This is a genomic window from Pseudomonas fungipugnans, from assembly GCF_029955235.1.
Classification (GTDB): Bacteria; Pseudomonadota; Gammaproteobacteria; order Pseudomonadales; family Pseudomonadaceae; genus Aquipseudomonas; species Aquipseudomonas fungipugnans.
Genome location: NZ_JARBWL010000002.1, coordinates 2,532,553 through 2,555,834, shown reverse-complemented (window position 1 = coordinate 2,555,834; position 23,282 = coordinate 2,532,553). Strand labels below are relative to the sequence as shown.

The 23,282-nt window shown below is 57.6% G+C and carries 31 protein-coding genes, 1 tRNA gene and 2 pseudogenes; 1 reads left to right on the top strand and 33 read right to left on the bottom strand.

From position 1 onward, the window contains the following. Positions 1–9 precede the first annotated feature (9 nt). The 6 genes from POF45_RS26970 to POF45_RS26945 are packed head-to-tail and all read right to left on the bottom strand — an operon-like array spanning position 10 to position 4,987. On the bottom strand, positions 10–444 hold the full coding sequence (locus tag POF45_RS26970) for a tail fiber assembly protein (RefSeq protein ID WP_282317146.1): 435 nt from the start codon (positions 442–444) through the stop codon (positions 10–12). Continuing rightward, positions 441–2,030, bottom strand: coding sequence for a glycine-rich domain-containing protein (locus tag POF45_RS26965; protein WP_282317145.1), 1,590 nt, complete (start codon positions 2,028–2,030; stop codon positions 441–443). The genes POF45_RS26970 and POF45_RS26965 overlap by 4 nt, the downstream gene beginning before the upstream one ends. A 30-nt stretch (positions 2,031–2,060) precedes the next feature. After that, on the bottom strand, positions 2,061–2,723 hold the full coding sequence (locus POF45_RS26960; protein WP_282317144.1) for a DUF2612 domain-containing protein: 663 nt from the start codon (positions 2,721–2,723) through the stop codon (positions 2,061–2,063). Position 2,724: 1 nt separating this feature from the next. After that, on the bottom strand, positions 2,725–3,903 hold the full coding sequence (locus POF45_RS26955) for a baseplate J/gp47 family protein (RefSeq protein WP_282317143.1): 1,179 nt from the start codon (positions 3,901–3,903) through the stop codon (positions 2,725–2,727). Continuing rightward, positions 3,904–4,257, bottom strand: coding sequence for a contractile injection system sheath initiator (locus POF45_RS26950; RefSeq protein ID WP_282317142.1), 354 nt, complete (start codon positions 4,255–4,257; stop codon positions 3,904–3,906). Between the two features lies 1 nt (position 4,258). Then, positions 4,259–4,987: a Gp138 family membrane-puncturing spike protein gene (locus POF45_RS26945; protein WP_282317141.1), complete on the bottom strand. Its 729-nt coding sequence runs from the start codon at positions 4,985–4,987 to the stop codon at positions 4,259–4,261. 12 nt (positions 4,988–4,999) lie between these two features. Here POF45_RS26945 and POF45_RS26940 point away from each other — a divergent pair, with 12 nt between their 5' ends. After that, positions 5,000–5,431 carry a hypothetical protein gene (locus tag POF45_RS26940; protein ID WP_282317140.1) on the top strand — a complete coding sequence of 144 codons (432 nt, stop codon included), beginning with the start codon at positions 5,000–5,002 and terminating at the stop codon, positions 5,429–5,431. On the opposite strand, the gene POF45_RS26935 is transcribed toward POF45_RS26940, so the two are convergent. The 27 genes and pseudogenes from POF45_RS26935 to POF45_RS26810 form a co-directional block, all read right to left on the bottom strand. Continuing rightward, on the bottom strand, positions 5,428–6,408 hold the full coding sequence (locus POF45_RS26935; RefSeq protein WP_282317139.1) for a phage protein: 981 nt from the start codon (positions 6,406–6,408) through the stop codon (positions 5,428–5,430). The genes POF45_RS26940 and POF45_RS26935 overlap by 4 nt on opposite strands. 442 nt (positions 6,409–6,850) lie before the next feature. Beyond that, on the bottom strand, positions 6,851–7,036 hold the full coding sequence (locus POF45_RS26930; protein WP_282317138.1) for a hypothetical protein: 186 nt from the start codon (positions 7,034–7,036) through the stop codon (positions 6,851–6,853). A 21-nt stretch (positions 7,037–7,057) separates the two neighbouring features. Further along, the gene (locus tag POF45_RS26925) at positions 7,058–7,369 is read right to left on the bottom strand and encodes a phage baseplate plug family protein (RefSeq protein ID WP_282317137.1); all 312 of its coding nucleotides are present in this window, start codon (positions 7,367–7,369) and stop codon (positions 7,058–7,060) included. A gap of 4 nt (positions 7,370–7,373) precedes the next feature. Beyond that, a complete protein-coding gene (locus POF45_RS26920; protein ID WP_282317136.1) occupies positions 7,374–7,964 on the bottom strand; it encodes a phage baseplate protein in 591 nt (196 codons plus the stop codon). A gap of 1 nt (position 7,965) precedes the next feature. Further along, a complete protein-coding gene (locus tag POF45_RS26915) occupies positions 7,966–9,711 on the bottom strand; it encodes a phage tail tip lysozyme (RefSeq protein ID WP_282317135.1) in 1,746 nt (581 codons plus the stop codon). Then, a complete protein-coding gene (locus POF45_RS29960; protein ID WP_431978621.1) occupies positions 9,712–9,834 on the bottom strand; it encodes a DUF6889 family protein in 123 nt (40 codons plus the stop codon). It lies immediately after the preceding gene. 62 nt (positions 9,835–9,896) lie between these two features. Next, the gene (locus POF45_RS26910) at positions 9,897–10,370 is read right to left on the bottom strand and encodes a phage tail assembly chaperone (RefSeq protein ID WP_282317134.1); all 474 of its coding nucleotides are present in this window, start codon (positions 10,368–10,370) and stop codon (positions 9,897–9,899) included. Beyond that, positions 10,370–10,744 (bottom strand): tail tube family protein, encoded by a 375-nt coding sequence (locus POF45_RS26905; RefSeq protein ID WP_349016874.1) that lies wholly within the window; start codon positions 10,742–10,744, stop codon positions 10,370–10,372. The genes POF45_RS26910 and POF45_RS26905 overlap by 1 nt, the downstream gene beginning before the upstream one ends. 7 nt (positions 10,745–10,751) lie before the next feature. Then, positions 10,752–10,811, bottom strand: a pseudogene (locus POF45_RS29955) (hypothetical protein); the annotation flags it as partial. A gap of 13 nt (positions 10,812–10,824) precedes the next feature. Beyond that, entirely contained in the window at positions 10,825–12,306 is a 1,482-nt protein-coding gene (locus tag POF45_RS26895) for a DUF3383 domain-containing protein (RefSeq protein WP_282317132.1), read from the bottom strand. Between the two features lie 18 nt (positions 12,307–12,324). Further along, a pseudogene (locus tag POF45_RS29980) lies at positions 12,325–12,784 on the bottom strand (phage neck terminator protein). A gap of 96 nt (positions 12,785–12,880) precedes the next feature. Beyond that, positions 12,881–13,252, bottom strand: coding sequence for a hypothetical protein (locus POF45_RS26885; protein ID WP_282317130.1), 372 nt, complete (start codon positions 13,250–13,252; stop codon positions 12,881–12,883). A 2-nt stretch (positions 13,253–13,254) separates the two neighbouring features. Continuing rightward, positions 13,255–13,737, bottom strand: a complete 483-nt coding sequence (locus POF45_RS26880) for a hypothetical protein (protein ID WP_282317129.1) — start codon at positions 13,735–13,737, stop codon at positions 13,255–13,257. Continuing rightward, positions 13,734–14,117 carry a DUF4054 domain-containing protein gene (locus POF45_RS26875; RefSeq protein ID WP_282317128.1) on the bottom strand — a complete coding sequence of 128 codons (384 nt, stop codon included), beginning with the start codon at positions 14,115–14,117 and terminating at the stop codon, positions 13,734–13,736. The genes POF45_RS26880 and POF45_RS26875 overlap by 4 nt, the downstream gene beginning before the upstream one ends. 3 nt (positions 14,118–14,120) lie before the next feature. Beyond that, positions 14,121–14,432: an STY1053 family phage-associated protein gene (locus tag POF45_RS26870; RefSeq protein WP_282317127.1), complete on the bottom strand. Its 312-nt coding sequence runs from the start codon at positions 14,430–14,432 to the stop codon at positions 14,121–14,123. A gap of 12 nt (positions 14,433–14,444) precedes the next feature. Continuing rightward, complete coding sequence (locus POF45_RS26865; protein ID WP_282317126.1) at positions 14,445–15,443, bottom strand: DUF2184 domain-containing protein; 999 nt, start codon at positions 15,441–15,443, stop codon at positions 14,445–14,447. Positions 15,444–15,455: 12 nt separating this feature from the next. Continuing rightward, positions 15,456–15,950: a structural cement protein Gp24 gene (locus POF45_RS26860; RefSeq protein WP_282317125.1), complete on the bottom strand. Its 495-nt coding sequence runs from the start codon at positions 15,948–15,950 to the stop codon at positions 15,456–15,458. Positions 15,951–15,961: 11 nt separating this feature from the next. Further along, a complete protein-coding gene (locus tag POF45_RS26855; protein WP_282317124.1) occupies positions 15,962–17,305 on the bottom strand; it encodes a DUF2213 domain-containing protein in 1,344 nt (447 codons plus the stop codon). Positions 17,306–17,311: 6 nt separating this feature from the next. After that, on the bottom strand, positions 17,312–18,055 hold the full coding sequence (locus POF45_RS26850; protein ID WP_282317123.1) for a phage head morphogenesis protein: 744 nt from the start codon (positions 18,053–18,055) through the stop codon (positions 17,312–17,314). Next, positions 17,997–19,385, bottom strand: a complete 1,389-nt coding sequence (locus tag POF45_RS26845; protein ID WP_282317122.1) for a DUF1073 domain-containing protein — start codon at positions 19,383–19,385, stop codon at positions 17,997–17,999. Before POF45_RS26845 ends, POF45_RS26850 begins: the two co-directional genes overlap by 59 nt. 71 nt (positions 19,386–19,456) lie before the next feature. Then, positions 19,457–20,935 carry a phage terminase large subunit gene (gene terL, locus POF45_RS26840; RefSeq protein ID WP_282317121.1) on the bottom strand — a complete coding sequence of 493 codons (1,479 nt, stop codon included), beginning with the start codon at positions 20,933–20,935 and terminating at the stop codon, positions 19,457–19,459. After that, entirely contained in the window at positions 20,877–21,464 is a 588-nt protein-coding gene (locus POF45_RS26835) for a terminase small subunit (RefSeq protein ID WP_282317120.1), read from the bottom strand. The genes terL and POF45_RS26835 overlap by 59 nt, the downstream gene beginning before the upstream one ends. A 15-nt stretch (positions 21,465–21,479) precedes the next feature. Further along, positions 21,480–21,926 carry an Ig-like domain-containing protein gene (locus POF45_RS26830; protein ID WP_282317119.1) on the bottom strand — a complete coding sequence of 149 codons (447 nt, stop codon included), beginning with the start codon at positions 21,924–21,926 and terminating at the stop codon, positions 21,480–21,482. After that, the gene (locus tag POF45_RS26825; protein ID WP_282317118.1) at positions 21,923–22,198 is read right to left on the bottom strand and encodes a hypothetical protein; all 276 of its coding nucleotides are present in this window, start codon (positions 22,196–22,198) and stop codon (positions 21,923–21,925) included. Before POF45_RS26825 ends, POF45_RS26830 begins: the two co-directional genes overlap by 4 nt. Continuing rightward, complete coding sequence (locus POF45_RS26820) at positions 22,195–22,509, bottom strand: peptidase M48, Ste24p (protein WP_282317117.1); 315 nt, start codon at positions 22,507–22,509, stop codon at positions 22,195–22,197. The genes POF45_RS26825 and POF45_RS26820 overlap by 4 nt, the downstream gene beginning before the upstream one ends. Before the next feature lie 79 nt (positions 22,510–22,588). Beyond that, a tRNA-Met gene (locus tag POF45_RS26815) sits at positions 22,589–22,664 on the bottom strand. 114 nt (positions 22,665–22,778) lie between these two features. Further along, positions 22,779–23,273 (bottom strand): hypothetical protein, encoded by a 495-nt coding sequence (locus POF45_RS26810; protein WP_282317116.1) that lies wholly within the window; start codon positions 23,271–23,273, stop codon positions 22,779–22,781. Positions 23,274–23,282 lie beyond the last annotated feature (9 nt).

Sequence of the window (23,282 nt, the reverse complement as noted above, 5' to 3'; positions counted from 1 at the left end):
TTTATTTGATCACTCTGGCGCAATCGGCCACGCGGGATCAGCAACAGTCAAATCAACCAGTTTTAGATCACGATAGTAAGACTGCCATGCTTTAGCCTTTACGGTCTCGTCGTCAGTAGGATCGCCGAGTTGCAACGAAACAAGAACTGGGGCCATCGCGAGCGAAGCCATATAGATAAGGCTATTTTGTTGACTCGTATTTTTCTGGATTATTTCTTCTGGAGTTGGCTGATGCTCCGTAGGAGCTTCAAAGGTAGATCCGTCATAAAGCCATTGCTCTAAAGGCATTGGGTTTAGATCGGTTATATCAACCAGCGTGGCGACAAATTCCGGAGTAAATCTATCTTCTATTGGGATATCAACTTGAACGCCATCAGCTCCGGCCCATGGTTGAATTATTTCAACTACAACTCCGCCTTCAATCCGAGCATAAATCTTCATCATGCGTACTCCCAGATGGTAACAATGCCTGATTTTCCGCCGCCGCCAGTCAATATTGCGCTACCGGAACCAGCGCATACCCCCCCGCCTCCAGCCCCATAGTTATTAGCCGCGCTACCTGAGCCAGAATTTATTGCAGTAACACTTAAGCCCCCTCCATAGTTAGAAGCCCCACCATAACCACCATAACCAAAGCTGGATGATTGAGCGTAAGAAAGTCCCGATCCAGTTCCTGAGTTTCCCGATATGTTCGCACCAGTAGGCTGAGCCGTAGTAGTCCCGTTACCATTGTATTGCGGAGGAACTTGATTGTTCAGAACGCCTCCGGCAATGCCACCAGGCGCAGAAATCAACCCACCAACAGAACTCGATCCGCCTACCGTACCCGCCGCACCGACGCCGCCCGCTCCACCAGCGCCGACAGTGACAGTTTGACTTGAGCCAACAGAAGCGGCCGAAAACCTGCCGCGACCGTATGCCCCAGAAAGTCCAGGCGCACCAAGGCTGACATTCCCAGCAGAAGGAACAGTAGCCCCAGCGCCACCCGCACCGCCGCCCTGAACTTCAATGACACAACTCACCATACCTGGTGTAGGCGTGTATGTGCCTGACGAGGTGAAGGTTTGTACATTGATAAGCCGGCCCGTCGGCGCTGATCCTGTGCAATTCAGGAGAATGAACGCACCATTACCACCGTTTACTGCTGAGTCGACAATGAACACCATATTGCCAACGCCGCGCAGAGATATTTCACCGCCCTGCAATGGTAATAAGTTCAAGTTATAAATTGGGAACGGTCCAATACCATCAGGTCCATAACTTGATGCCCCAGTGTTAGCATGGGCAAACTGGACGCACTGTCTTATGCCGTGGGCAATTGTCCCTGAAGTGTAAGGAACGGCGTTTACGGCCGAGTAAATGTTTGCAGCAGATCCTGTGTCAGCAAGTACAGCAGCACCCACTGCGCTGTAGGCCTGTCCGCGCTGCAATGCTTGCAGAGGCTTTGTGCTTGGAGCAATTTGGAGTGCGCCGCCCGTGCACTCGAGCAAGATAAATGCGCCATTACCACTATTCACGGCAGCATCAACAATAAAAATCATATTGCCAACGCCGCGCAGACTGATCTCGCCGCCCTGTAATGGAAGCAGATTCAAACCGTAAATAGGGTAAGGGCCAAGTCCATCAGGCGAATATATTGAAGATCCTGTATTCGCCCGAGCGAATTGAACTGTTTGACGAGTCCCATGCAAGAGCGTTCCAGAGGTGTAAGGGACAACGTTTGTAGCCGCGTAATTGTTTACCGCAGTGCCCGTGTCGGACAGGATCACCGATTGCTTTGAAACGGCCCGGATTGCCGATAGAAAGTTGGCCTCAAGGGTAGCGGTAGTGCCGTCATCAACAGCATTTTGCCCAGATTGATCAACGATGAACTGGGCCAGCATGGCCGCCATGATTGAAGATTGGCGCCAGGCCTTGTTGAGCTGTGCAGAGTTCGCGGTCCCCGATGAGAACCCCGCGGACCTTGCGGCAAGAGCCAGATAATCTGCTTGTGCCATCACATTGGCGCCCACGGCGTTGCCGAACGGCAAGAAGTCATTCGTTGGCATAAAAACCCCGATTTATGAGTAGACTTTGCCCCAGCTTCCCTGGTCGAAGCCGGCGACATATTGGTTGGTGACGTCAAACCCAAAAAGTGGGCCGTCGTTGGTTGGCACGATGTAATAGCTGACGCCGACGCTTTGCGGCTTGATTGGAATATGTCCGCCGGTGAGCAGTGCCAACTCCAGCGCAGTTGGCTGCTGACCAACCACCCCAATCGTGATCGTCATGTCCTGGTTGTCTTGGATGAACACGAACGTGTCACCGCTGAACACCAAGTCCAGAATTGCTTTCGACTGCCCGAGCGTGCCATCCCATTGGTTTGCACCGATTTTTGCCCTGAGCAACGTCCGGTAGGTATCGTTGTCGAGCGTCGTAATGCCCGTGTCAGGATCAAACGGGCCTCTCCATGCACCCTGATCAAATCCGAGACCAGCAGTATCAAGCGCGAAGTAGACATTGCTGAGTGGTGTTGAGACGTTGCGCGTGATTCCAATCCACTCCCCGACATTATCGAGTTGCGCGTCTAATGCACTGTCCAAGTCGAAAACGGCTGGCAGCGCTGAAGACGCCAAGCCGGCATCCAGAAAGCACTGCGCCACCACCTGAACCATCGCCATGTACTTCGGCTTGTCGGAATGCTCGCTCGTGATCTTTCCGGTGTAGTCCGTGATGTCGGGCATATCAGGTCACCGTCAGGACGACGCTCGCGGGCGTGCAGGAGGCTGCTTGGTTGAAGGCCAGCGGCACATCTGGAGCACCAGCACCGGATGGCCCTGAAAGTGTCAACGCCGTCAGTTTGAAGGTCGTGCTGCCTGGAACGCTGTTGGCGGCGGTCAGGGCATCAGCCCATTCCACAGTCCCGCTCGGACCACCACCTATGGCGACTTGGTTCACATAGTCGGAAACTGCTTGCTGAGCGGCTGCGCCAATTGCCGTCGTATATCCGGGGAGCGCCTTGAGAGACATCGCACCGGTGATCGCCTGATAAGTCGGCCGAAAAAAACTGATGATGATCGGCATGCCATAGACGTTCAGCACGGTGATTGAGGTTGTCCCGTATGTCCCGCCACCGGGGCCCTTCTTTGATGCAATGGCAGACGCGATAGCCGTCGCGTCGCCGCCCTCTACCACCATTGCAAGGTGGTTGCCAGGGATGCCATTGCTATCTGTGACTTTGCTGTCGTTGTCGTAGGCAACATATCGGGTAACCCCTGCCACTCCCGCCACAGCTCCGACGGTGCCTTCCAGCACCGTGCGGGATGGCAGCGCCGTCGAAGTCTTCTGGCGGGCGCGCAGCGCGGGGTCAGTTTCGACAGGTGCACCTGCTGATGCATCACTGGCATTAGTTACACTCTGCCAGCCCCTCGTGGCAGTCACGATCTTGTTGATTTGTCCGGCACCGGCAGTAACCGCGCCGATAGTCGCGCAGGTGGCAGTGACCGTTATTGTGCCCGACGGCGGAATGGTTACGGTCGCAGGAAGCATCCAGTTATTGCCGGCCTGGTCCTGGGCGATGCCATTGTTGATGACGGTGCCGGCCTGCCCGATGATTGTCAGATCGTCCTGCGAATTGGTTGGAATCGCCCGGGTTATCCCGTTGATCTTCACGTTGATCGACAGCGCCGCGTTCTGCGCAGTGCTGGGCGAGTAAGAGAAGTAGGCGGCTATCGTGGCCGCGTTCGCGTCGCTGATTGCCAGCGCCTGCACTGCGAGATACTGGCCATCCTGCGAGTCAGCCTCAAGGTAGACGTCGGCGCCGTAGATCGATCGGCATTGAGCCTGAAGGTATGCCAGCACCTGCGCGTACGTCGGCGCGGTAATACCGGTGGGCGTGATGGTCGCTGCTGTTGGAGAGGCCATTTATGAAGTCCCATTGATAGTCGTCTGGCCATAGGCCGTAGTGACTTCGGCTGTCGGCGTGAATCGTCGAGTGTCCGGATCGAAGTTGCTGTCGTAGTTATCGATCTGGACCATGCCCTGGGTGCCGAGGATTCGCTTTTGCACGGCTGAATCGCGGGTGGCTGCTGTGCGCTCACCCAGAACTTCGGTGCTCCACGGCATGCCCTCGGTCTTGTCGAGAAACCACTCGCCCTGATCGAGCTTGAGGCGCGTGCCCACCGCCTGTGCCACGGCTTCGGGGGAGTCGATTAGAAAGTCGGCCTGCTGATTGCCAAAGGTGTAGTCGCCGTTGGCGTCAAGTTTTCGATAGCGCATGTCAGCCCCCTTTCACCGTTGTGGTCATGTGGGCGTTCGTCATTGACTGATTTGGTACGCCGGCCCCAGCAGATGCATGGGTGTGGCTGTTGAAGAGCGCTTGGAACGTCTCGGTCACGAACTTCAGCAAGGTCTGCCCCGCTGCCGCCAGATTGATGACAGGGGCCGTCACATTTGCCGAGGCCGTCGACGTCACATTGATCGGGGCCGTGGTGGTGATGTTGATCACATGGCTGACCGCGTCGACCTCAACGAACGCAGCACCGTCGTCAGTGCGCAGTTGTGCCGCCGTGGTGCTGATCCCACCAATAACTCTGGGCAGCGACCGAAAGCCCAACAGCGCAAATCCATCAGACAGATCATGCATGCGCAGCTCGGGCTGCACCTGGATACCTCCCGACTGCCACCAGGCGTCAATGCAGCGCGACGAGAACACCACCAGGCATTCATCGCCGGCCTTCACCGGAAAGGTCAGCGTGCAGCCGCCGCCGGCCGGGAACTGCACCGGACAGTCCACCAGCAGCGGCAATTCAACACCGGTAAGCGTCCCAGTCTCGTCCCGCACCTGGCCGTTAATTGCCGGTTGAACCGTGCAGGTCATAGAATCAGGGTTGTCGGTGTTGAAGGACTGAATTATCCCGGGGATTGCCGTCTGTATTTTGGACTGCCACCCGCCAAGGGCGACCTTCTGTGCAGCAACAGAGTCGTCAAACCGCTCAAGTACATTCATGGAGATGTCACCTTGAAAAAATTATTAGCCATCATGCTTATTGCTTCTGCACCGAGTGCTTTTGCAGAAACAGTCTTGGTTGATCCAGGTCCGAATCACATGTTTGTTGGTGAACAATTCGATGCTCGAGTTGCGACCGAAGTCCTTTATGAGGACAGGCCATGCAAACTTCCAATTACTGAAGCGAAAAACATGCGGGAATACACAACCACCGGAGTCGCTGTTCCAATGAAGGGGTGCTGGGGAAGAACGCTTGGTGGGGGCGTAATACGGATTCTTGAAAACGGCATGACCATGCGGGCGACTGAGGCCGCATATGTAGTTGCTCAGGTAGATAAAACTGGGGCTGCGGTAGTTATGAAGTCAGTGTATGACCGGAAAAACTACGAACCATGCAAGCGTGCCTACCAGAGAGGTCAATGGTGCCTGAAGGGCCAAGACTAACCAAATGGCTTAACTGGACCAGGTGTCGCAATTGCACCAGGAATTCCTGTGCCTGCTTTGATCATTGAGCCATTAGTTACGGCGGCATCAATCGAAATGCATATGGTATCCGTATACCAGTCATTTCCACGGTTATCGCCGTAATGGTTCGCGACGAGAACCTTATAAAACCCATCTGAGTCTGTCCTTATCTGGATAAGAGAGAGATCTACTGAGGCCTGCCCTAGGGGGGCTGGATTAAGTCTAAGTTTTTGTATGCTGGTGTTATCGAGCTTCAGACGTTTACCGACCCTAATCCCCGGATTCAGCAACGTTCTTACGTTTATGCCATTCTGGTTTTGCTCGGGCAAACCAATCATGCCGGTAGCGGAAGTAACCACAACAGCATCACCAGGCAAATAGGCGTTGTTCGGGATCAGCGTCAACTTTCTGTCTTGAATACTCCAGCTTACATCCTGCGTCTTTCCAAGGATGTCGAGAAAGTCTCGAGTCATCCCGTAGAACACTTTACCGCGCGGTAATTTGCTTGGGGAAAGTTCCGGCGATTCCCCCATAGTGATGCCGCGAGAAGCCAGAGACTTTAATACTTGATCTAGGTGATCCTGAGCGGTCGACCCGCCGGCTAAAGTTACATTCATGACCCCAAAATTGTAGGCGCTGTCGCCGTCGGCCGCCGTGATATCGATGTAAGTGTCAGTCTGACTCTCACGCCCTCGCCGGACCTGCTTTATCGTCCCATCAAAAATAGTGCCGTAATTACCAGGGTATCCGGCCTGCAAGACAACACGTTCAAATTCCTTTTGAATTTTTTTAACCGTATCGTCGCTGAGGTTGTAGACCCGGATGTCAGCAGTGTTCGGCGTGGCGATGTCTCCCCTCCGAACCGCAAATCTGATTCGCATGTCTGACAGGTCAAGGGCGTCAGTGGCGTCGCCCACCTTGAGGCTGATTTGGCGCAAGTACTGGGGTACGCTCATGCTCTTGTTCCCTGCTCACGGATCGAAAAATGGATAGGACACCCATCATCATTGTTGGCGCGCTGGTTTTGCTGTTTGTAGCCATCGCCTCCCTCATTGCAAGGCGTAGGAAGCCAAAAATCGAAGCTGTAAAGGCTCACAATCCATCACTGACAGAGCCAAAGGTCAGAAAAAGAGTCGCATTCGGCGATCCGGACTACCTGCAAAAACTCAAAGACAACGCCGTCGCGTCATTTGAAGAGACGAAAGAGCGTGCAACTTTTATTGGAGGCACCCACTACGTCTGGCGATCATGTGGCGACCAGGCTGTATGCGTTGTGTGCTCGACGAACAACGGCCGAAAGTTCAGATGGGATCATCCCCATCATCACGGACACCCAGGGTCAGGCTGCCGCTCCCATGACGGTCATTGTCGGTGCTATGCGGAGCCGATAATCCCTAGCTAAGCCACTTTTACCGAAACATCTACCTGTAACAGCACGGCCTTGGCCGCATCTACTGCGGCCATTTCATCCTTGCCCAGCGGCGTTGTGACAGCCAGCTCAAGAATCTGGAACGCCTCAATGACCGTCTTGCGGCTTTCAATACTGATCGGGTCGAGCGTTGCAACCAGCGCTATCGAGTTCATGCCTTTTTCCTCAATTGGGTTTTATGCGGTGTACCAGTAGAGATGCGAGCCGACCCCGAGGTTATCGAAGGTCGGCACCGCATCAGGATCGGCCGTTGTCTGTACCCATAGGGCGCCGGTGAAGCCCAGGTAGGCATACTGCTCCAGCAGGTTTACCCCGGTCACCAGAGGAATGCCCTGAATGATGGGGTTCGCGCTTGTGTCGGCGATGTCGAGGATCCAGCCGGCGCCGTCGGCATTGCGCCATTGCACGGTGAGCCGGTAGTCGACACCAGACAATGAGACGGTGAAAGTCTGCGGGTCTGGTGTGAGCGGGATTTCAAAGTTGGCCATGGGCTTATCCGTTTGGTGGCTGCCAGCCGCCTGGTGCTGGAACTCCGACCACTACCTGCTTCGTGCCTGTGTCGGCCGTCTCGGCGGTCGCTTCGGGTTGCGCCTGGTCATCGCGGGGCGGCAGTGTCGTGGCCTGGGTTTGAACGATAAGGATCTGCTTGAAAACAGCCGTCACCATCAGCGTGTATTCGCTCTTTTCGTCCGTTGTCACGCCCAGACTGCGCATCAGCATGTTGCTGTAGAGGCGCTTCCCCGTGGATACATCAAACGGGATTCGCGACTCCTGCAATGCCAGCAGCTGGTTGTAGACGCTGGACACGTAGTCGGAGCCGAACGCATCACCGCCGCTCAGCGCCGATATCAACCCCTGAACACCATTGAGCACCCCGGCGAGACTGGCATTGCTCCAGCCGCATCGAATCACGAGATCGGCCGGTTTCTTGAAGGCGTGATCGGTGATGTTCGCGCCCAGTTCGACAGGGTGTTCGGTGATTTGCAGTTCGTCCGTGCCCACTTCTTCCAACGTCACATGGGCGACGATGGTGTCGATGGATCGCTTCGGGTCGATGGTAATGAATCCCGCAAAATTCGGCATATCAGTTCACCGCAGTGTTGAAGTTTCGGGTGATTTCCTGATTTACCCGGTTCTGCACACCACCAACCGCTGTTGCTGTCGCGCCTGGGTCAGTCGCGCCATGAATGGTGATGTTCGTCGTCTGATTGAGCTGGGCGGCCATCTCGCCACGGGTGGTGGCTTCCCGATTCTTGGCTTCATCCGTTGTGCCTGGGCGCTCGTAGTAGCGTGACACCACGGCACCCGCGTCCTGCGCGTTTTCCGTAGCCTTGAGCAAATTGCCGGCCTTCTGTTCGGCACCCTGGGTCAGTTCGTAGTGAACAAACTCAAGCTGCTTTACCAGGTCGGCGCGGTCGTCCTTGATGTCGAATCCAGACCACTTTTCGAACTCTCGCTGGCGGTCGTCATGCCACTGGGCAACACCGCGAGCACGCCCCCAGTCTCCCCTCGCCTTAGGATCAAAGTTACTTTCTGCTGCCAGATTCGCCGTGATGCCCGCCGCCTGTTCCTTGGTCCAACCCACGCTTTCAAAGAAGTCAGAGACGAAGTTCGACTTGTCCTTGTCAACGTCCTGGTTCTTGCGCCAGGCATCGGCGCGCGCCCGCTCACGTGCGGCCTGGTCCGGCGTCTGCCCCTCATGGGTAGGTGTCCCGTCTTCGGTCTGACCTTCTCGCGGCGGAAGCCCCTGCTTTTCCCTGATTTTGTCGATGATTGCGTCTTCACCGTCGTTCAGGGTTGGCGAGTACAGCAAAGCTGTCGCCCCGGCCAACGGTGTCAGGATGGCAGCGGCCCCGGACAGTCCGGCGATGCCCGCACCAAGGCTAACGAATGACGCCGCCAAACGAGTGATACCACTCACCAGTGACAGTGCACCGAGTGCGTTCAGCAGGCCGAGCAGCACGATGATTCGCGTGCTCCAGCCGTCGGTGGCCTCATCCAGCTTGACGAAGAAATCCCAGATCTTTTGGAGATATGGCGCTGACTTTTCAACGAAGTTGATCAGCTTGACGGCGATATCGGCGATTCGGTTCGCAATCATCGGGCCGTTCTGTTCGAACCACTGCGCGAAGCGTTGCAGGTCCGGGCCCAGCTTGCCCATCAGGGCGGCTTGGACCTGGATCGCGAACGTGTCGAATTGCAGACCGACACCACGTAGCACCTCCATGAACGCGTGAGCATCCTTGGTGGCTTGGTCGAGCCCGCTATCTCGCAGCTTTTTCCGGTTCTGTTCGAGCTTGGCGCCGAACTTGTCGTCCTGGATGGCGCGCAGCATTTTCTCGTCGATACCGAGAACGCCAGCGTATTGGTTCGCCTGATACCACGGCATCGCCTTCAGCTTCTGACCAATGTCGACCAGCATATCGGCAGTGTCTTTCAGGTTGCCATTGGCATCCCGCGTCTGCACGCCGATGCCCTTCAGAAAGTCTTCACCGCCCGGGTTGTCGCGCAAGAACTTGGCGATTCCCTCGATTGAGCCGCGAGCCTCGTCCGCCGATGCGCCCAGATCACGCGCGGCATATTCAGCAGACTTCAGGCTCTCGGCGGAGGATCCGACCCGCTGGGACGCGAAATACAGGCCTTCGAGGTTGGAGGCGAAAGCCGAGACGCCGGCGGCGACAGTCAGCGAAGCACCGGCGATCACAGTGACCAACTTGATGACGCTTTTCGTTGCGGTGTCGATTCCGGTGGTGAAGTCCTTCGCGCCTTTCTGGTCGACCTTGAAACCCAGGCCGACCAAGAACTCCTTAATGACGTCTTGATCAGCCATTTAATCCTCCAGGGATCTGCGCACCCGATCCTTGTTTACGGCGCGGATCAGCAGCGAGTCATTCATTTTTGCGATGTCGGAAATATCAAGCGTGCCGTTCAGCAAGGACTCATACCGGCACATTCCCTCATGAACCGGAATGAGCAGCCAATCCTCGCCGTCGGGCAGCTTCGCGAGTTCGACCGTCAGGCCTTGGGATTGCTCTGGCCGGTAAGCATCCCGCGTAAAAAAGGGCCCAGCGACTCGGTGATCACGCGCACGGACAGCTTCATCATGAGGCCCAGGTCCAGGTCGTCGAACATGCAGACGTTGTGGCTTGTGTTCCAGACGGGGAACCATGAGGCGCCCTGCTTTCGCTGTACGACGCCCAGGCAGGTCGAAAGGATGAACTCGGCTGTTTCATCAGGCATGGCTGCGATGCCATCGGCGAACGGCTGAAGCAGTTCCGCCAATGCGCCTAGATCACCGCTGAGCGGAGTCTCTGTGCTCACCGTGGCACCGTCCTCACCCGCAACAGGTGCAGAGGATTGCTTAAGCTTCAAGAACACTGGGATCAGCATCGGGATCATCGGCGCCACCTTGCGGGACAGGTGGAACTGCTGAAACGCGTTCAGCTTGCCGATCCGGAACGTGTCAGTACCGAGGTCAAATTCGCTCATCAGTAAGTACCCAGGATGGTATCGATTTTAATGGCGTCGAAAACCCATTCCACGATATCGCCGTCTTTTTTGTAGCTCAGGTCTGGGGCCTTCTTGAATGCGCAACTGCGGCAGCCGGTAGCGTCACCGCTCGCACTGTTCGTCACTGAAATGACGTTCTGTCCCCACAGCGAAGAGCTGAGGCCTTGAGCGTCGTAAAGGGCCATCAGCTTGGCGTTCGTTGGAGAGGTTTTCAGATATCGAAGGGTCACAGTGCCGGACTTTCCGGCGTGCAACGAGTGCATACCCTCGCCATCGGCACCGGTAAGCATGGTGTTTTTTGTCATCTGTCCGGGAAATCGTAATCCCCTCTTCCGCGTTCGCCGACCCGGCACCAAGGTCAATTACTGCACCGGCGCCAACCAGAGTCGCGTTTACATCGAGAAAGCTATAAGTGGCCATTGATCAACTCCGATCAGCGATTGACGTTGACGATTACGTCAGAGAAGTGGACGGCGCCCGCAAGCTTAATGACTGCTTGAATGACTGGAGCCTTGCGTGCCTCACGATCAGCCTGAGCCTGGGTATCAACAGGGCTAGCAAACACGTAATAGCCCTTGGTCAGCGTCTGTCCTGTTGTGATGGCGCCCACATCTGGGCCATTCCAAACACCAGGTGCCACAAGTCCGTTGCTCACGGCCTGGTCGCATCGACTATCGATGGTGGTGACGATGCGATTGATACCTGGGTTGGTTTGCGGAACCTTCGTTGGATTTGTGTAAAGCAGGTTGAACACGGCGGTTTGGATATCGTTCTGCAACCAATCCAGGCCATGCACTTCATCGAAGAAGTAACCGTTGCACATCACTCCTTCCTGGATGATCGCCGTGTCGTTGTTGTAGTTGACGAACACGTTGCAGTTTTTTGCCTTCAGCGCTGCAGCCTGAGTTTCGGTCAGGCTCTCAGCAGTAATTCCGGGTTCCTGCTTGAACTTCAGGGTGATGGTCGTGTTGTTGCCTTGGAAATCAACGGTGAAGGCTCGGCCGAAGATTGAGGCCGCTGCATACGGGCTGGAGCTGGAGAATTGAGTGAAGGTGCGTTTGTAGTTGGCAGCATCCAACTTGCTGGCGATATCGGTAGTGCTGGTCGGATCGAGCGCCAGTGAGTTCTGCGTCGTGTAGCCGAAAACCCGGCTTTGGCCTGCGCCCTCAATGAAGGCAGCCACTGCCAGCACATCAGAGGATGCCAGCGAAGGGTCTGCCACCAGAAGCCCATACCAGTCGTTCGACATGCCCGCGAGGCGCGCCACGGCGTCCACCAGCGCTTCGGCGATCACGCCGTTGACGGGGGCCGAAGCTTGGCCGGATTGCAGACCCAGCAGTGCAGAAACATCCACGCCAGAAGCAGGAACGTCCGCATAGCTGATCGTCGAGCTGGCGCCCGTGGTTGCGCTGGTGACTTCGAATCGGCTTTGAGTCGCATCCCAAACACAGGTGCCTGCCGAGGCGAGCTTGGTGGTGATGGCCGAGGCCACACCATTCAGGTTGGTGACGCCCGACAGGTCGATAGCCGAAAGTGTTTTCAGCGTGCCGTCGATGGTGATCTTCATACCGCCAGCAGTTACTGCGGTGAAGTTGGCCAGGGCCTGCTCATCCGTCGACAATACCGCACCGTTGAGAATGGCGGCTGTTGCTGTCTTGGCCCACCGACCGATATACATGATCGACGGCTGTGGCGACTGGCTGAAGAACAGGTTGCCTGCAACATATTCAGGCGCCGAGGTGCCGAAGTCGCTGACGATGCCGTCAGTGCCGGCGTACTGCCGCAGTCCCTCACTGACATTGATGACTGGGGACGAGCCGAGGACCAGCAACGCGCCAAAATTGCGCGTAGCAGCTGCCTTCGGAGACATGACGATCTGGACGTTCACGACGTCCGAAATGGCAAGAGTCTGCATTGCTTTCTCCGGGTGGAATCAGTCGACGATCACGGGATCTGCCGACAGGATGTTGAGTACGGGGTAGACGCGCACCACTTGGCGGCGCATGTAGATGAAGAGGTCGTAGCGGCGGATCCACTGCTGATTGACCAGCTCAGGCGCGGGCCGAATATTTGAAGCGCCGAAAAAACGCCATGCCGAGCGCCTTGATTGCTTCGCTGTTCTGGGTGATGAAGATGCCGTCACGAAGAATCGACGCGTAACTCTGGGATTGAGGCCCGTAGAACGAACACAGCACCTCAAGCTCTTCGTGCATCTGGTATTGGTCGTGGCCGTCGTCCGATCCGTCATGATCGATGGCCGGGTTGGCGATGGTCTTCGTGTCGTGGACGCCAACTGCGCACCAGTTCACGCCCGGCTCGGGCTGCTTCGGTGTCGTTGGTTGCCAGCGAGGCCTGACGAACTGGCCGGCAAGCCCGCTGATGCCGACCACCATGGCCTGCAGCACGTCTTCAAGCTGATCGTCTTCCGGGGGCGCAGGCGACCCCGCCGGTGCGAGGTAGCCACCGGTTGCGGAGGTATTTGCCATGGGTTATCCCGCTAGAGGAAGAAGGTCGCAGGTGGCGCAGATGAAGCCGCGCCCGAAGTGCTGGTAGTCGTTGACGTTGGACACGGTATAGGTCTTGCCGCGCCAGGTGACGATATCGGCAGTGGTGTCACCGTCGCCGGCAGTCAGCGCGAAGATGGTGTGAACGGTGATGGAGCCTTTCTTGCGCTCACCACCCGCCAGGCGCTCAAGGATGTCGCCCTTGTCGCTGGTGACCACACCTGCGAACGCGATGTTGGTTTCGGTCGAGGTTGCCCTACCGTTGTCGCCGACCGCTAGGACCTGGCGCTTACACGCGAGGCCCGTATCCATGAAGTCTGGGTCAAGCAGGACATCTGTTACATCGAGCTGGGCCATGGTCAGTCCTTCTTGCGGATCACGTAGGTGAGAGAGTTACGCAGTTCACCTTTGTCGATCAGGGGCTTTATCCCCGTTCTCCCGCGCCGGCGCCTCGCGGCCAAGGTTCTTTTCGATAGCGGAGCAAAATCCCCGCTGTTGATTCTTGCCCGCAACCCAGCCTGAGCAACCAACCCTGTCGCATTGAGTTCAACGTCCACTTTTTCAGAATTTCCGTTCACTGCGGCTGTAGCTGCTTTCTTCAGGTGGTCATTGATGCTTTCCTGCACCAGCTCAATACCCGATTCCATAAAATCGCGACCCGGTATGTTTTGCGCCGGAGATCCGTAATTTTGGATGTATCCAATCTGTGCGTTATTGAGTGGTGATCCGTCATCACGATCAGCTGTCGAAGCAGGAATACCCGCCAGCACCTGTTTGCTGGCGAGCTCTTGAATCGACGCCAGAACCTTGGCCACATTGTCGGTGGTGATCTTCATGCTCATAGCTGAATACCCCCGGTGCCGACCATGCGGGCAAATTGCAGGAACTGGATACCGTAGGTCGTCAGGTTGAAGAACCCGCCGTCTTGCAGCGCGACGGCGCCAGAGTTGTATCCGACGCTGACCTTGTCGACCGACTTCGAATTGACCGGCCCTTTGATCTGCCCCGGCGCGCCACCGACGGCCCCCGCAAGCTGGTTGCCGGCGGCGATAGACAAGTTGTGCGCTGTGAACAACTCAAGACCAATATCCAGGTAGTCGCACCAACGATCAGGAGCGAGGGTCTTTGCGCCCAGATTCAGCCACAGATTTACGGCTGAATCCGGGTACTTCGTTGTGTCGGAAAACTCAGGGAAGTCAGCGCGGAACTGCGCGGCGTCCATGGGTCACGCCTTCGCTTTGGCATCCGCGTCAGCCTTGGCCTTCGCGTCCGCATCGGCTTTTGCATCGGCATCTGCCTTTGCCTTCGCATCGGCGTCGGCCTTCGCTTTGGCATCCGCGTCAGCCTTGGCCTGGTCATCGTCGCCGGCGTCAGCCTGCAACGCCTTGGCTTGTTTGGCCGTCATAGCCTCGGTGTTGGCCTTCACGTACCAGTGTTCCGCGATATCGTCCTCGACCTCTTGCAGGCCGGCTTCGAACTCGCGGACACCTTCTGCAAGGTTCAGCTTGAACCCCTGGAGAACGTTGAGAAATTTCATGGCGCTCTCCAGTTAGATACCGTCGCGGTAGCCGATAGTTTCTGGGTAGACCACTTCCACAACGCCCAGGCGGCCGTAGTAGGTGGTGATCTGGCGAATACCACGATATTCCAGCGGGGTGCGTTGCAGCGGCACCAGAGGGAAGCGGATGCGATCCTTCTCGTTGGTGTAGGCCATCATGCGGTTGGTGCTGGACGCGCCACGGCCGGTCAGCCATTTCAGCGGCTGAATGTTCAGCGGGCGACCCGTCAGGGAGTTTGTCAGACTGTTGATGCGCAGGTACTCGATGACCGAGATGTTGCCGGCATCGGACACTTTTCGAGAGACGAGTTGACTGAACTGAACCGGAGGCAGGCGGAGCTCAGCAGGGCACACTGCAAAGCCTGATGCAGACCACACGCTGTTGAGCAGATCGTTAACATCGGCCAGGATCTGGTCAGCAGTTGCGGTGCCCCAGTTGCCGGTGATGGCATTGCTGACGTTGGTCACCACCGAAGAGTTGGTCATGCCTGTTTCGCCCAACTCGGTATCACCGATATAGACCTGCTCGTCGACGTCCATGTTGTGCTTGAGCTGCAAGCCGGTGAACTTCTGGCTATCTACAGGGCGCCCCAATTGCATGGCAGATGCCAATTCAGGCAGCGTCCACGACAGCTCCATACCCCAAAGGGTCAATGGCTTCGGAGTCTTGCCGATGTCCAACGCCATGCTGGCGATTGAGGTCGAATCCTTGCCGATCCAGGCCTTGCCGGTGGTGCTGGTGCCACCGACCGAAGCGAAGGTGCTGTTGGTGAAGCTGGAGGTTTCATCAGCAATGCTGACGTCTTCACGCAGCTGGATGTCGCGACCCCAGGTAACACTGGCCAGCGGCCCGTGCATGGTCTGATCAAGGCGTTCAAGTTCACCGACCAGGAACGCACCGGTGGAATCGATAGTCCGGGCGTCGAACGTCTGGAGACTGTCGCGAGTTTGTGCGCGCTTGATATGGCGCGGCAGGATCAAGTTGCTCATCGAGCATTCCCCTTAGATGTTGTAGGCGATTTCGACGACGCCAGTGGCATCGGCGGCGCCCATGAAAGATGCGGTGCTGATCGCGACAGTGTTGGTGCTATCGGCTGCTGCCTCGATGCCACCAATGGGCTTGCCCGTAGCAGCGGCAGCGACACGCACGTATACGGTGCTGTCTTTCGACGCGGTACCGGCGTTCAGCTTCACGGTCATGTAGCCACGGCGCAGGACGTCAGCCACCCCTTTGGTCGGTGGTGTAGAGGTGCCCAGCGGATCAGAGCCAGAACCACCCGAAGTCGGGTAAGGCCGTGCGAACAGGCCGTATTGGCCACCGTCCACGTCGCCAGCGCCGAACGGCACGAACTGACCGCCGGAGATCTTGCCGAACAGGCCGTAGCCTGCGAACGGCACAGACGGGTTCAGGAAAACCGGTTCAATCGTTGCCTGGCTGGCACGAGTTACGTCGCCGGGAATGCCCGCAGGCATCCGGTACAAAAATGCGTTGCTCATCGGGTCTTTCCTCAGTGGCGGTTCTGGCTTGGATTCCAGAACTCTCTGTTGCGTTTGTTGATCTCGTCCACGCTCAGCGGGGCGCGACCAAAGTCCTTGGTGCTAATCGAGCTGCGGGCGCCAGCGCCGTTGTTACGGGCCTTGGCCAATTCGGATGCACCGACGAACACCGCCGATACCTGATCAGCAGTGAGCTTCGACAGGTCACGGCCAATCAGGAATGGCTCGACAACAGACTTGCCGTCGGCGGTCTGCATGGCGGCGGACAGAGCCGACCGCTGGCAAGTGCAAACGTGGTCGGAGGTTTTCACCTTGGAACTGCGAGCGGCAAAGGTGACACCAGGTGCCAACACCTCAGCTCTGGAACGCAGGTCAGTCATCACCTCTGCATCGCCGGTATAGGCAGTACCCAGCGCTTCGGTAGTCTTGCTGACGGGCTCAGGATCAAGAAGGTTGTCGGTGGTTTTACCGTCACCATCGACTTCGTCGTCCTCGGTGATTTTCTTCACCTCCTCTTCCATGTCGCCCATGCGCTTGTCCAGGGACTTCATGGTCTTGAGGATGGCGTCGAGGGTCTTGGAGTCGCCAGTTTTTACCGACTTCTTGCCCTCTTCCTCTTCTTCCTCATCACCGGTTTCGGCCCCTTCCAAGGCTTCTTCCAGTGCCGCTTCATCTTTCGCCTTGAACGCCGTGCGAACGCGGTCCATCCAAGTGCGCTTTTGGGGTTTTGCGTCGGTGGTTCTCATATCGTCGGAGTCTCCAATTGCACATCGCGGGCCACAGCGGCCACGCTCTACCAGGGCTACGTGGTTTCCCACGATGTTCATTTGGCGGCCGCGACCGACCGCCAGTTGTTCGTAATCGGCGTCGTAACCGCATGAGACCTGCCGCAGCGGTGAGACTGGTTGGCCGGTTGCAGCATCGACAGGGGCGCGCACGAGGCTGATAGCCTCAGCGTCGGTGATGAGCAGGTCGGCCAGCATCAAATCGTTCTCGATGCCGTCGCCCTGTCGGACGTTCTGCGTGATTCCGACACTCAGCTCGCGCCAGTTGCTGGGGTTTACAAAGTCGTCGGGGTGACTGAGCGTCACCGGCTTTCCTTCAAAGCTGGCGATGGTTTCGGCGCGGAACACCTGGTCAGGGTTGCGCTCGATGGTCACCAGGCCGCCGCTTCCGCCTTGGACCAGAGGACCGTCATCGTTGACCAGTTCGCTTTCGTCGTAGAGCAGTGTTCCAGTGCGAGCAATTGGGACCGCCTCACACAGCAGGAAGCCCTCAGGCGTCATCCGTTGCCGCGCACTCAGGCGCTCAGGCGCGAACCAGCGCCCGGCCTCGTCTTGGGTTCTCACGTGCATAGGGGTTCACTCAGGGATAACGGGTTCGGGGTAACAGCGGCAGTTCGGGAAGCACCCTGCATGGCCGGTCATCTTGTCCAGGGTTGGCGGGGAGTCCCAGCGAACGAACTTGCCGTTCATTTCGGCGTGGGAGTGGCGCACATCGCTGTCACCGGAGGTTCGCCAGATGTAGCCTTCGCTGCCCACTGATCGGGCTCTAGCCTCAGTCAGCGTGGATGCAGTGCGGGACACCTCGGTACGGGCGATCACCTTGGCTTTGCTCTCGGACACTTCGCCCGAGCGCATGATTTCCTTCGCGATCTCGTTGGAGCGAGTACCGTCCTCAATTCCTTGCAGCGTGAGGTCGTGCACACGCTTCGCAGCATCGAGCGGGATGCTTTTGATCAGCGTGACCTGCTCGGCCAATAAACCCTGCATGACTTGACCAGTTGGCGCCGTGCGGATTTCCTGCCTGAGCGCCTGCGACATCTGTTCCGTGAGCGTTGCCCAGGCCTTGCGGTCCTGCTGGTTGACCTCGACGAGCATCTTGCTCGCCGTCGAGACAGCCCAATCATTTAACAGGTCCGCGTACCGGCTCAGCATGTTCGAGATGGTTGGTTCAACAGACGGATCACCAGGTGGGAAGCCGTTGATGATGCTTCCCACCTGGCGGGCCACTTGCGACAGCGAGGACTGGTATTGCCTTTCAGCTCTACTCGTCCTGACCGGATTCCGGCTTCTCTTTTTGTCCAGGGTTTTCAGGCGGCCCATTGGTCAAATCCCCTTCGCCAAGGCTTGGAGGCGGTTCAGCCTCAGCCTCGGTGATTTCTTCGTCGGTGATGTTCGACCAAAGCCCCGTGGTGTTGCTGGACTGGCGAAGCTCTTTCAGGGCAGTCGCCCGGCTGATGATCTGCGAGTCGTACGCCGTGACCACGGAATTCGTGTCCTTGGCGCCGATCTCGGCCTTCTCGGTGTCGCTGAGTTGCCAGAGCGGCACGAAGTCGAAGGCAAAACCCTCAGGCAATGGCTTGCCCAACTCGGAACGACTGATCACGTCACAGATGGTCGTCACGCCTGGCCGCAGGTACGTGTCCTGGTCGCTCTTAACGCTGTCGTAGTAGATGCGCACCGAGGTGTCATCGCCATTGCTGATGCCGCCCGGGGACTGGCCGAACAGGATGATGTCCGGCGTCTCTACGGCACCGCAGACCTGCTCGCCGAACTTGTCGATCACGTCCGACAAGCCGGAGAAGCTGTATTGATGCGTCTCGAACTTGTCCTTGGCATCCATGAGGGTTAACCCCTCATTGCTCTGGAACTGACGGATCATGTCAATGTTCTTGAGGAGCGCCTCAAGCGAACGACCACCCAGTGCGATCAAGTCGCGCAGGCCTTCAACCGAATAGGTGCGTAAATGGGCCTTGTAGACCAACTGAGCGGTCCCCGATGTGACGCTATCGAACGCGATAAGACGATCCCACAGGCGCTCAAGCACCGATTGACCCCAGCCGTTTTCGGCGATGCGCTGCCAGTAAGGCAGCTCAACACCTTCGCGGCGGATCACACGGCTGTAGTGGATCTTCTGGTTGATCAGTGCCTGGGCATCTGCCACCACGGTGTAGAACTTCGGCTTGCCAAGGTCGGGACCGTATTCGGTGACAAGGTTTTCAAGTGACGGCTGAACAAGCCAGCGGTCGAGCACCAGCAGGCCTTTGAATTGGCCAGGTCCGATCGTGTCCAAGCGCAGCGGGGTTTCAGGCTTCTGGCCATCGATCAGCATCACGGCAATCGAACCGCCGTAGAGCCGTGACCATTTCTCGTTGTCGCCAAGCCCTTTCCAGATCTGCAACCGTTCAAAAGCACGGGAGAGCTTGTCCTTTTCCTCGGGCGGCATGATCGAGTTGAATTCAATCCCCTCGCGGGTCATGTCCTTTGCACGGCAGTCCACTGCACGGCCAGCAAGCCAGCTGGAGCGATACACGGCCTCCATCTGGATGCGGTTGCGGCTGACGAAATTGAAACCGTAGCCGCTGTCACTATGCTGATTCTGGGTACCTAGACCAACCCTGGCGGTGAAGTTCTGGAAGCTGTCGCCCGTCATGAATGACTTCCGGGCTGCATCGGTTTGCTTGTTGACCTTGGCGGCCCGGGTGTTGATCTCGTGCCGCTTGCTCATAGTCTTCCCCAAACGGCAAGGCTGCTTTGGCTGCCGAGCATGTCGTTGATTGCGTCACACATTGGGTCTATCTGGTCGTCGTGAAGGTGGCTGTCATCAGCGGTAAAGGATTCGCACTCCGTTATGAAGTCGGACACGAATGGCGCCCCCTCAGGAATGCAGACGTTGCCGGACTCGATGTAGCCTAGGACGTCCATGACGCGAGTCAGCTTGTCCTTGGTCCGCTCGATGCCGGCTATCGGGATGCCACCGAGGCTGCGCAGGTCTTGGATAAGGCCGGTGCCGCTGGCCTTGTCCTCGACCATGAATGACCTGAGGTAACCAACGTCACGTTCTGCGCTGTGCTTGTTCCAGAACTCGGTGGCGCGCTTGCGCAGGTCAGGGGCTTCCCACTTCCCACGCAACTGGTCGATCAGGTAGACCCGACGGTCTTCGCCATAGCCCCAGCACTGGAACACGGTGTAGTCGTTGCGTTCGGCGGTCTTCTGCGCGGTGTCCGCGTAGATAACCCGATATTCGATGCGAGGAAGTACGCGGTACCGGATGAACCATGCCGAATGGATCAGGCCGCCGCCCCGGGTGTTTGGCCGCTGCTGATAAAGCGCGTTCCAGGCATGTGAGCCGATTGCCTGTTTGATCTTGGCCAAGCGCTCCAGCGGGTAGCGCTCAGGGTGAAGAGCCTCGCCGATTTTCCGGAACGCTTCGTCTTCTTCGGCAATGGCCGGGAAGCTCACGACTGTCCAGTTATCGCCCTCGCCGGCCTCCATCTGTTGGAGCAGGCGCCCGGCCAGGTCGTCGGAGTGCCAGCGGGTCATGCCGAGCAAAATCCCGCTCTTCGGCGACAGTCGCGTGTAGAACGTGGTGGTGTACCAGTCCCAAATCGCCTGTCTGACCGTCTCGCTGTTCGCCTCCTTGGCGTCCTTGACCGGGTCGTCGATGATGCCGATATCGGCGCCCATCCCGGTGATGCCCGCACCGACACCGGCGCTTCGGTAGGCGCCTGAATGGCCGACGACCTCGAAAATCTCGCTGTTGCGCAGCGCGGTTCCGGTGACGGTCACCACGCGCTTACCGTTCAGGCAGGTGTCCGGAAAAATGCTGTGGTATGTGTCGTCATCGATGATGCGCTGCACGTCCCTGTTCATCCGGTTGGCCAGGTCCGAGGCGTACGAACAAGCGATCATCTGCAAGTCAGGATTTTTCCCAAGCGCCCAAGCCGGGAATCTCCGGCTGAACAACTCAGATTTCCCGCTGCGGGGTGGCGCGAAGATCATCAGGCGTGGTTGCAAGCCACGCTCGACGTCGTAGTAGAACTGCTGAAGGGCTGCGGCGACCTCACGGTTAAACCAGCCCTCAATGAAGTCAGGCTTTGTTCTGAGGGTGAACTGCAGCAGCCCACGGCGAGCACGCTCATTTCTAATCGACGTCAGGTCGAGCAACTGCGGCGAGATGCTCAAGCTGTTCGAGCTGTTCATCGGTCAGTTTCCCAAGGTCGGCGGTGGCGACCTTTATCGGGCCACCGCTCGGGTCTCCCAGGCCGATCTGGTCACGGAAGGCGTTCACGCTCACGTGCTTGCCGAGTAACTCCAAATTCTTGACCTTGTCGGGCCATTTGATTTTCTTGAGGACGCCAACCATGTCGCGGTCCTTGCCGGCTCCCTCGAACATCTCGGCGATATCGAAGCCCGAAAGGTATTGGCGCCAAATCTTGGGCCACTGCCGCACGGGCTTGAACGACATGTCGTCTTCAAGGATGTCGATAAAGTCCATCTGGTCGATATCGGTGAGGCGCTGCAGCACGTAGTCGGCATCAACCTGGACGCGTTTACTGCGCTCTTCCTTGGCCAGTTCAATGGCTCCAGTGATCTCGGGGCGTTGCATGAGCTGCCATGCCTGGTCTTTTGCCCCCCTGGCGCTGTACCCGGCGCGGATAGCCGCTTGCGTGGCGTTCAGGTCAATCAGGTACTCGACGACGAATTGACGCTGCTTGGCTGTCAGCGCCATGGGGATACCTCGCGTTTAGACGACCTTCTTGGCGAGCGCGGCCGCTTCCGCCCAACACGCAGGCAGCTCATGACCGAGCGCAATCAAGATGCCTTCCAGCACCTGGATGACATCACGGGATGGGGCTGGCGCAACAGCAGGAGCAGCGGAAGCCACCGGCAAAGCTGTAACAGCCTCGGGCGCAGCAGTGATCGAGAGGTTGACCAGACTGGTGTTGTTTACGTCGTTCGGGGACGTCGCGGTGATAGCCACGGACCCCGGGGCCACAGCGGTGACGAGCCCGGTCGCATCGACGGTTGCAACTGCGGTGTCGCTGGATTCGAATACGGCAGCTTCGCTTGCAACCAGTTGCATGGTGGCGCCGACGATCAGGACGGACGCAAGAGTGGTGATGTTCATCAGTGGATCCTCGGGATAGAAGGGTTTCGCAATCCATGCGAGGAGTGATTTGAAGAAGTTCATTTGATGACTGCCTCAAAGATGTGGCCGCGCCGTGCCCAGGCGTACACCACGATGCCGGCGTGGATCATCACGCCGAACGGGTTCACCCAATGGCCTTGGATCGCGGTGACGAATGCACCGAACGCGCCGATGGCCACCAGGTAGAACGAAATGCTCAGGACTGGCTGATCAATCGGCCGCACGCGGCGCAAGTAGTCGAAGGCGGCGATGACGACCAAGACGCACAGAAACGCATCTGCCGCACTTAACGCACGGATCAAAATCGTACTCATCCGGCAGCTCCTGTGGCGCCGAACCGTCCCGCCAAGGCCTTCAGCCCCGGAATGATGTTCATGGCCAGCAGGCCAATCAGGAAGGCAACGCCGTACTGGGTTTCACCGCCTGGCTCAAGGTGAAAGAAGCTCACCGCCAGGGGCGTGCAGAAAATCGCTGAACTGAAGCCGGTGAAGAAGGCCCATACGGCCTGCTTGCGGGTCAGTCCCTGCAAGAACGTCAACGAGAGGATCGCTCCGGCGAAGCCAGCAATGACGACGCCGTATTTCACGAGCAGGACGCCGGCGGCAGTGCTTGCTGGCTCAGCCATGGTGAACTCCGAGGAATAAAAAAGGCCGCCAGTGAGAGCGGCCAAAGCACCACCATGAAGGGGAACAGTGCTGTGAAATTGGTTGCGAGGGATGGATTCGAACCACCGACCTTCGGGTTATGAGCCCAACGAGCTGACCGCTGCTCTACCACGCATCAGAAACGAAAAAACCCGACTCAATGGCCGGGTTTTTGGGGTTGGTTTCGCTCTGGGCGAACCTTTGCAACTTGCGAAAAAGGTATCAGAACACTCGTCAAATGGTCAAGCGGTCATGTTTTTGGTTCGATTCGGGCTTTGGCCAGACAATCAGAGCAGACGATCTGCCTATATTCACTGGTAATAGCCGTAACTGATAGGGCTCGGCCACAAGAGGCGCAGGCGACGCTGCATGAAAAACTATTCGGGCTACCTCCGGTGACACCAGTAATAGTGCGCCTCGCGTGATCTGGAGGTGATTTTTCATGAGGCATTGCTCTCCCGATTTCGGCGGCGGCTTCAACGATGGCGCGCCGGACCTTTTCGAATGCATCAATCTGCGAGGGTGCGGCCCCGGGGACCAGATCAAAGGCCTCTGGGAGATATTTCGAGAGCTTCAGGTCGAGGCCGAGTGTCACCGCAAGGCGCAGAGCGTCACCATCGTCCTTGAGGGGGTTCCACGGCTTATGCCAAATCCCCCCAATTATTCCAACCCCGCCATCCTTGCTTGGTACAAAATCAAGCTGTGCGGACTTGGACGCAAACACCAACAAATCTTGATCAGTCATGCAAAACCC

What these genes read in the sequence shown, in the direction of transcription:
- POF45_RS26970 (WP_282317146.1), bottom strand. Translation starts at nt 444, where the DNA reads ATGATGAAGATTTATGCTCGGATTGAAGGCGGAGTTGTAGTTGAAATA.
- POF45_RS26960 (WP_282317144.1), bottom strand. Translation starts at nt 2,723, where the DNA reads ATGCCCGACATCACGGACTACACCGGAAAGATCACGAGCGAGCATTCC.
- POF45_RS26955 (WP_282317143.1), bottom strand. Translation starts at nt 3,903, where the DNA reads ATGGCCTCTCCAACAGCAGCGACCATCACGCCCACCGGTATTACCGCG.
- POF45_RS26950 (WP_282317142.1), bottom strand. Translation starts at nt 4,257, where the DNA reads ATGCGCTATCGAAAACTTGACGCCAACGGCGACTACACCTTTGGCAAT.
- POF45_RS26945 (WP_282317141.1), bottom strand. Translation starts at nt 4,987, where the DNA reads ATGAATGTACTTGAGCGGTTTGACGACTCTGTTGCTGCACAGAAGGTC.
- POF45_RS26935 (WP_282317139.1), bottom strand. Translation starts at nt 6,408, where the DNA reads ATGAGCGTACCCCAGTACTTGCGCCAAATCAGCCTCAAGGTGGGCGAC.
- POF45_RS26930 (WP_282317138.1), bottom strand. Translation starts at nt 7,036, where the DNA reads ATGAACTCGATAGCGCTGGTTGCAACGCTCGACCCGATCAGTATTGAA.
- POF45_RS26925 (WP_282317137.1), bottom strand. Translation starts at nt 7,369, where the DNA reads ATGGCCAACTTTGAAATCCCGCTCACACCAGACCCGCAGACTTTCACC.
- POF45_RS26920 (WP_282317136.1), bottom strand. Translation starts at nt 7,964, where the DNA reads ATGCCGAATTTTGCGGGATTCATTACCATCGACCCGAAGCGATCCATC.
- POF45_RS26915 (WP_282317135.1), bottom strand. Translation starts at nt 9,711, where the DNA reads ATGGCTGATCAAGACGTCATTAAGGAGTTCTTGGTCGGCCTGGGTTTC.
- POF45_RS29960 (WP_431978621.1), bottom strand. Translation starts at nt 9,834, where the DNA reads ATGTGCCGGTATGAGTCCTTGCTGAACGGCACGCTTGATATTTCCGAC.
- POF45_RS26910 (WP_282317134.1), bottom strand. Translation starts at nt 10,370, where the DNA reads ATGAGCGAATTTGACCTCGGTACTGACACGTTCCGGATCGGCAAGCTG.
- POF45_RS26895 (WP_282317132.1), bottom strand. Translation starts at nt 12,306, where the DNA reads ATGCAGACTCTTGCCATTTCGGACGTCGTGAACGTCCAGATCGTCATG.
- POF45_RS26885 (WP_282317130.1), bottom strand. Translation starts at nt 13,252, where the DNA reads ATGGCCCAGCTCGATGTAACAGATGTCCTGCTTGACCCAGACTTCATG.
- POF45_RS26880 (WP_282317129.1), bottom strand. Translation starts at nt 13,737, where the DNA reads ATGAGCATGAAGATCACCACCGACAATGTGGCCAAGGTTCTGGCGTCG.
- POF45_RS26875 (WP_282317128.1), bottom strand. Translation starts at nt 14,117, where the DNA reads ATGGACGCCGCGCAGTTCCGCGCTGACTTCCCTGAGTTTTCCGACACA.
- POF45_RS26870 (WP_282317127.1), bottom strand. Translation starts at nt 14,432, where the DNA reads ATGAAATTTCTCAACGTTCTCCAGGGGTTCAAGCTGAACCTTGCAGAA.
- POF45_RS26865 (WP_282317126.1), bottom strand. Translation starts at nt 15,443, where the DNA reads ATGAGCAACTTGATCCTGCCGCGCCATATCAAGCGCGCACAAACTCGC.
- POF45_RS26860 (WP_282317125.1), bottom strand. Translation starts at nt 15,950, where the DNA reads ATGAGCAACGCATTTTTGTACCGGATGCCTGCGGGCATTCCCGGCGAC.
- POF45_RS26855 (WP_282317124.1), bottom strand. Translation starts at nt 17,305, where the DNA reads ATGCACGTGAGAACCCAAGACGAGGCCGGGCGCTGGTTCGCGCCTGAG.
- POF45_RS26850 (WP_282317123.1), bottom strand. Translation starts at nt 18,055, where the DNA reads ATGGGCCGCCTGAAAACCCTGGACAAAAAGAGAAGCCGGAATCCGGTC.
- POF45_RS26845 (WP_282317122.1), bottom strand. Translation starts at nt 19,385, where the DNA reads ATGACGGGCGACAGCTTCCAGAACTTCACCGCCAGGGTTGGTCTAGGT.
- terL (WP_282317121.1), bottom strand. Translation starts at nt 20,935, where the DNA reads ATGAACAGCTCGAACAGCTTGAGCATCTCGCCGCAGTTGCTCGACCTG.
- POF45_RS26835 (WP_282317120.1), bottom strand. Translation starts at nt 21,464, where the DNA reads ATGGCGCTGACAGCCAAGCAGCGTCAATTCGTCGTCGAGTACCTGATT.
- POF45_RS26830 (WP_282317119.1), bottom strand. Translation starts at nt 21,926, where the DNA reads ATGAACTTCTTCAAATCACTCCTCGCATGGATTGCGAAACCCTTCTAT.
- POF45_RS26825 (WP_282317118.1), bottom strand. Translation starts at nt 22,198, where the DNA reads ATGAGTACGATTTTGATCCGTGCGTTAAGTGCGGCAGATGCGTTTCTG.
- POF45_RS26820 (WP_282317117.1), bottom strand. Translation starts at nt 22,509, where the DNA reads ATGGCTGAGCCAGCAAGCACTGCCGCCGGCGTCCTGCTCGTGAAATAC.
- POF45_RS26810 (WP_282317116.1), bottom strand. Translation starts at nt 23,273, where the DNA reads ATGACTGATCAAGATTTGTTGGTGTTTGCGTCCAAGTCCGCACAGCTT.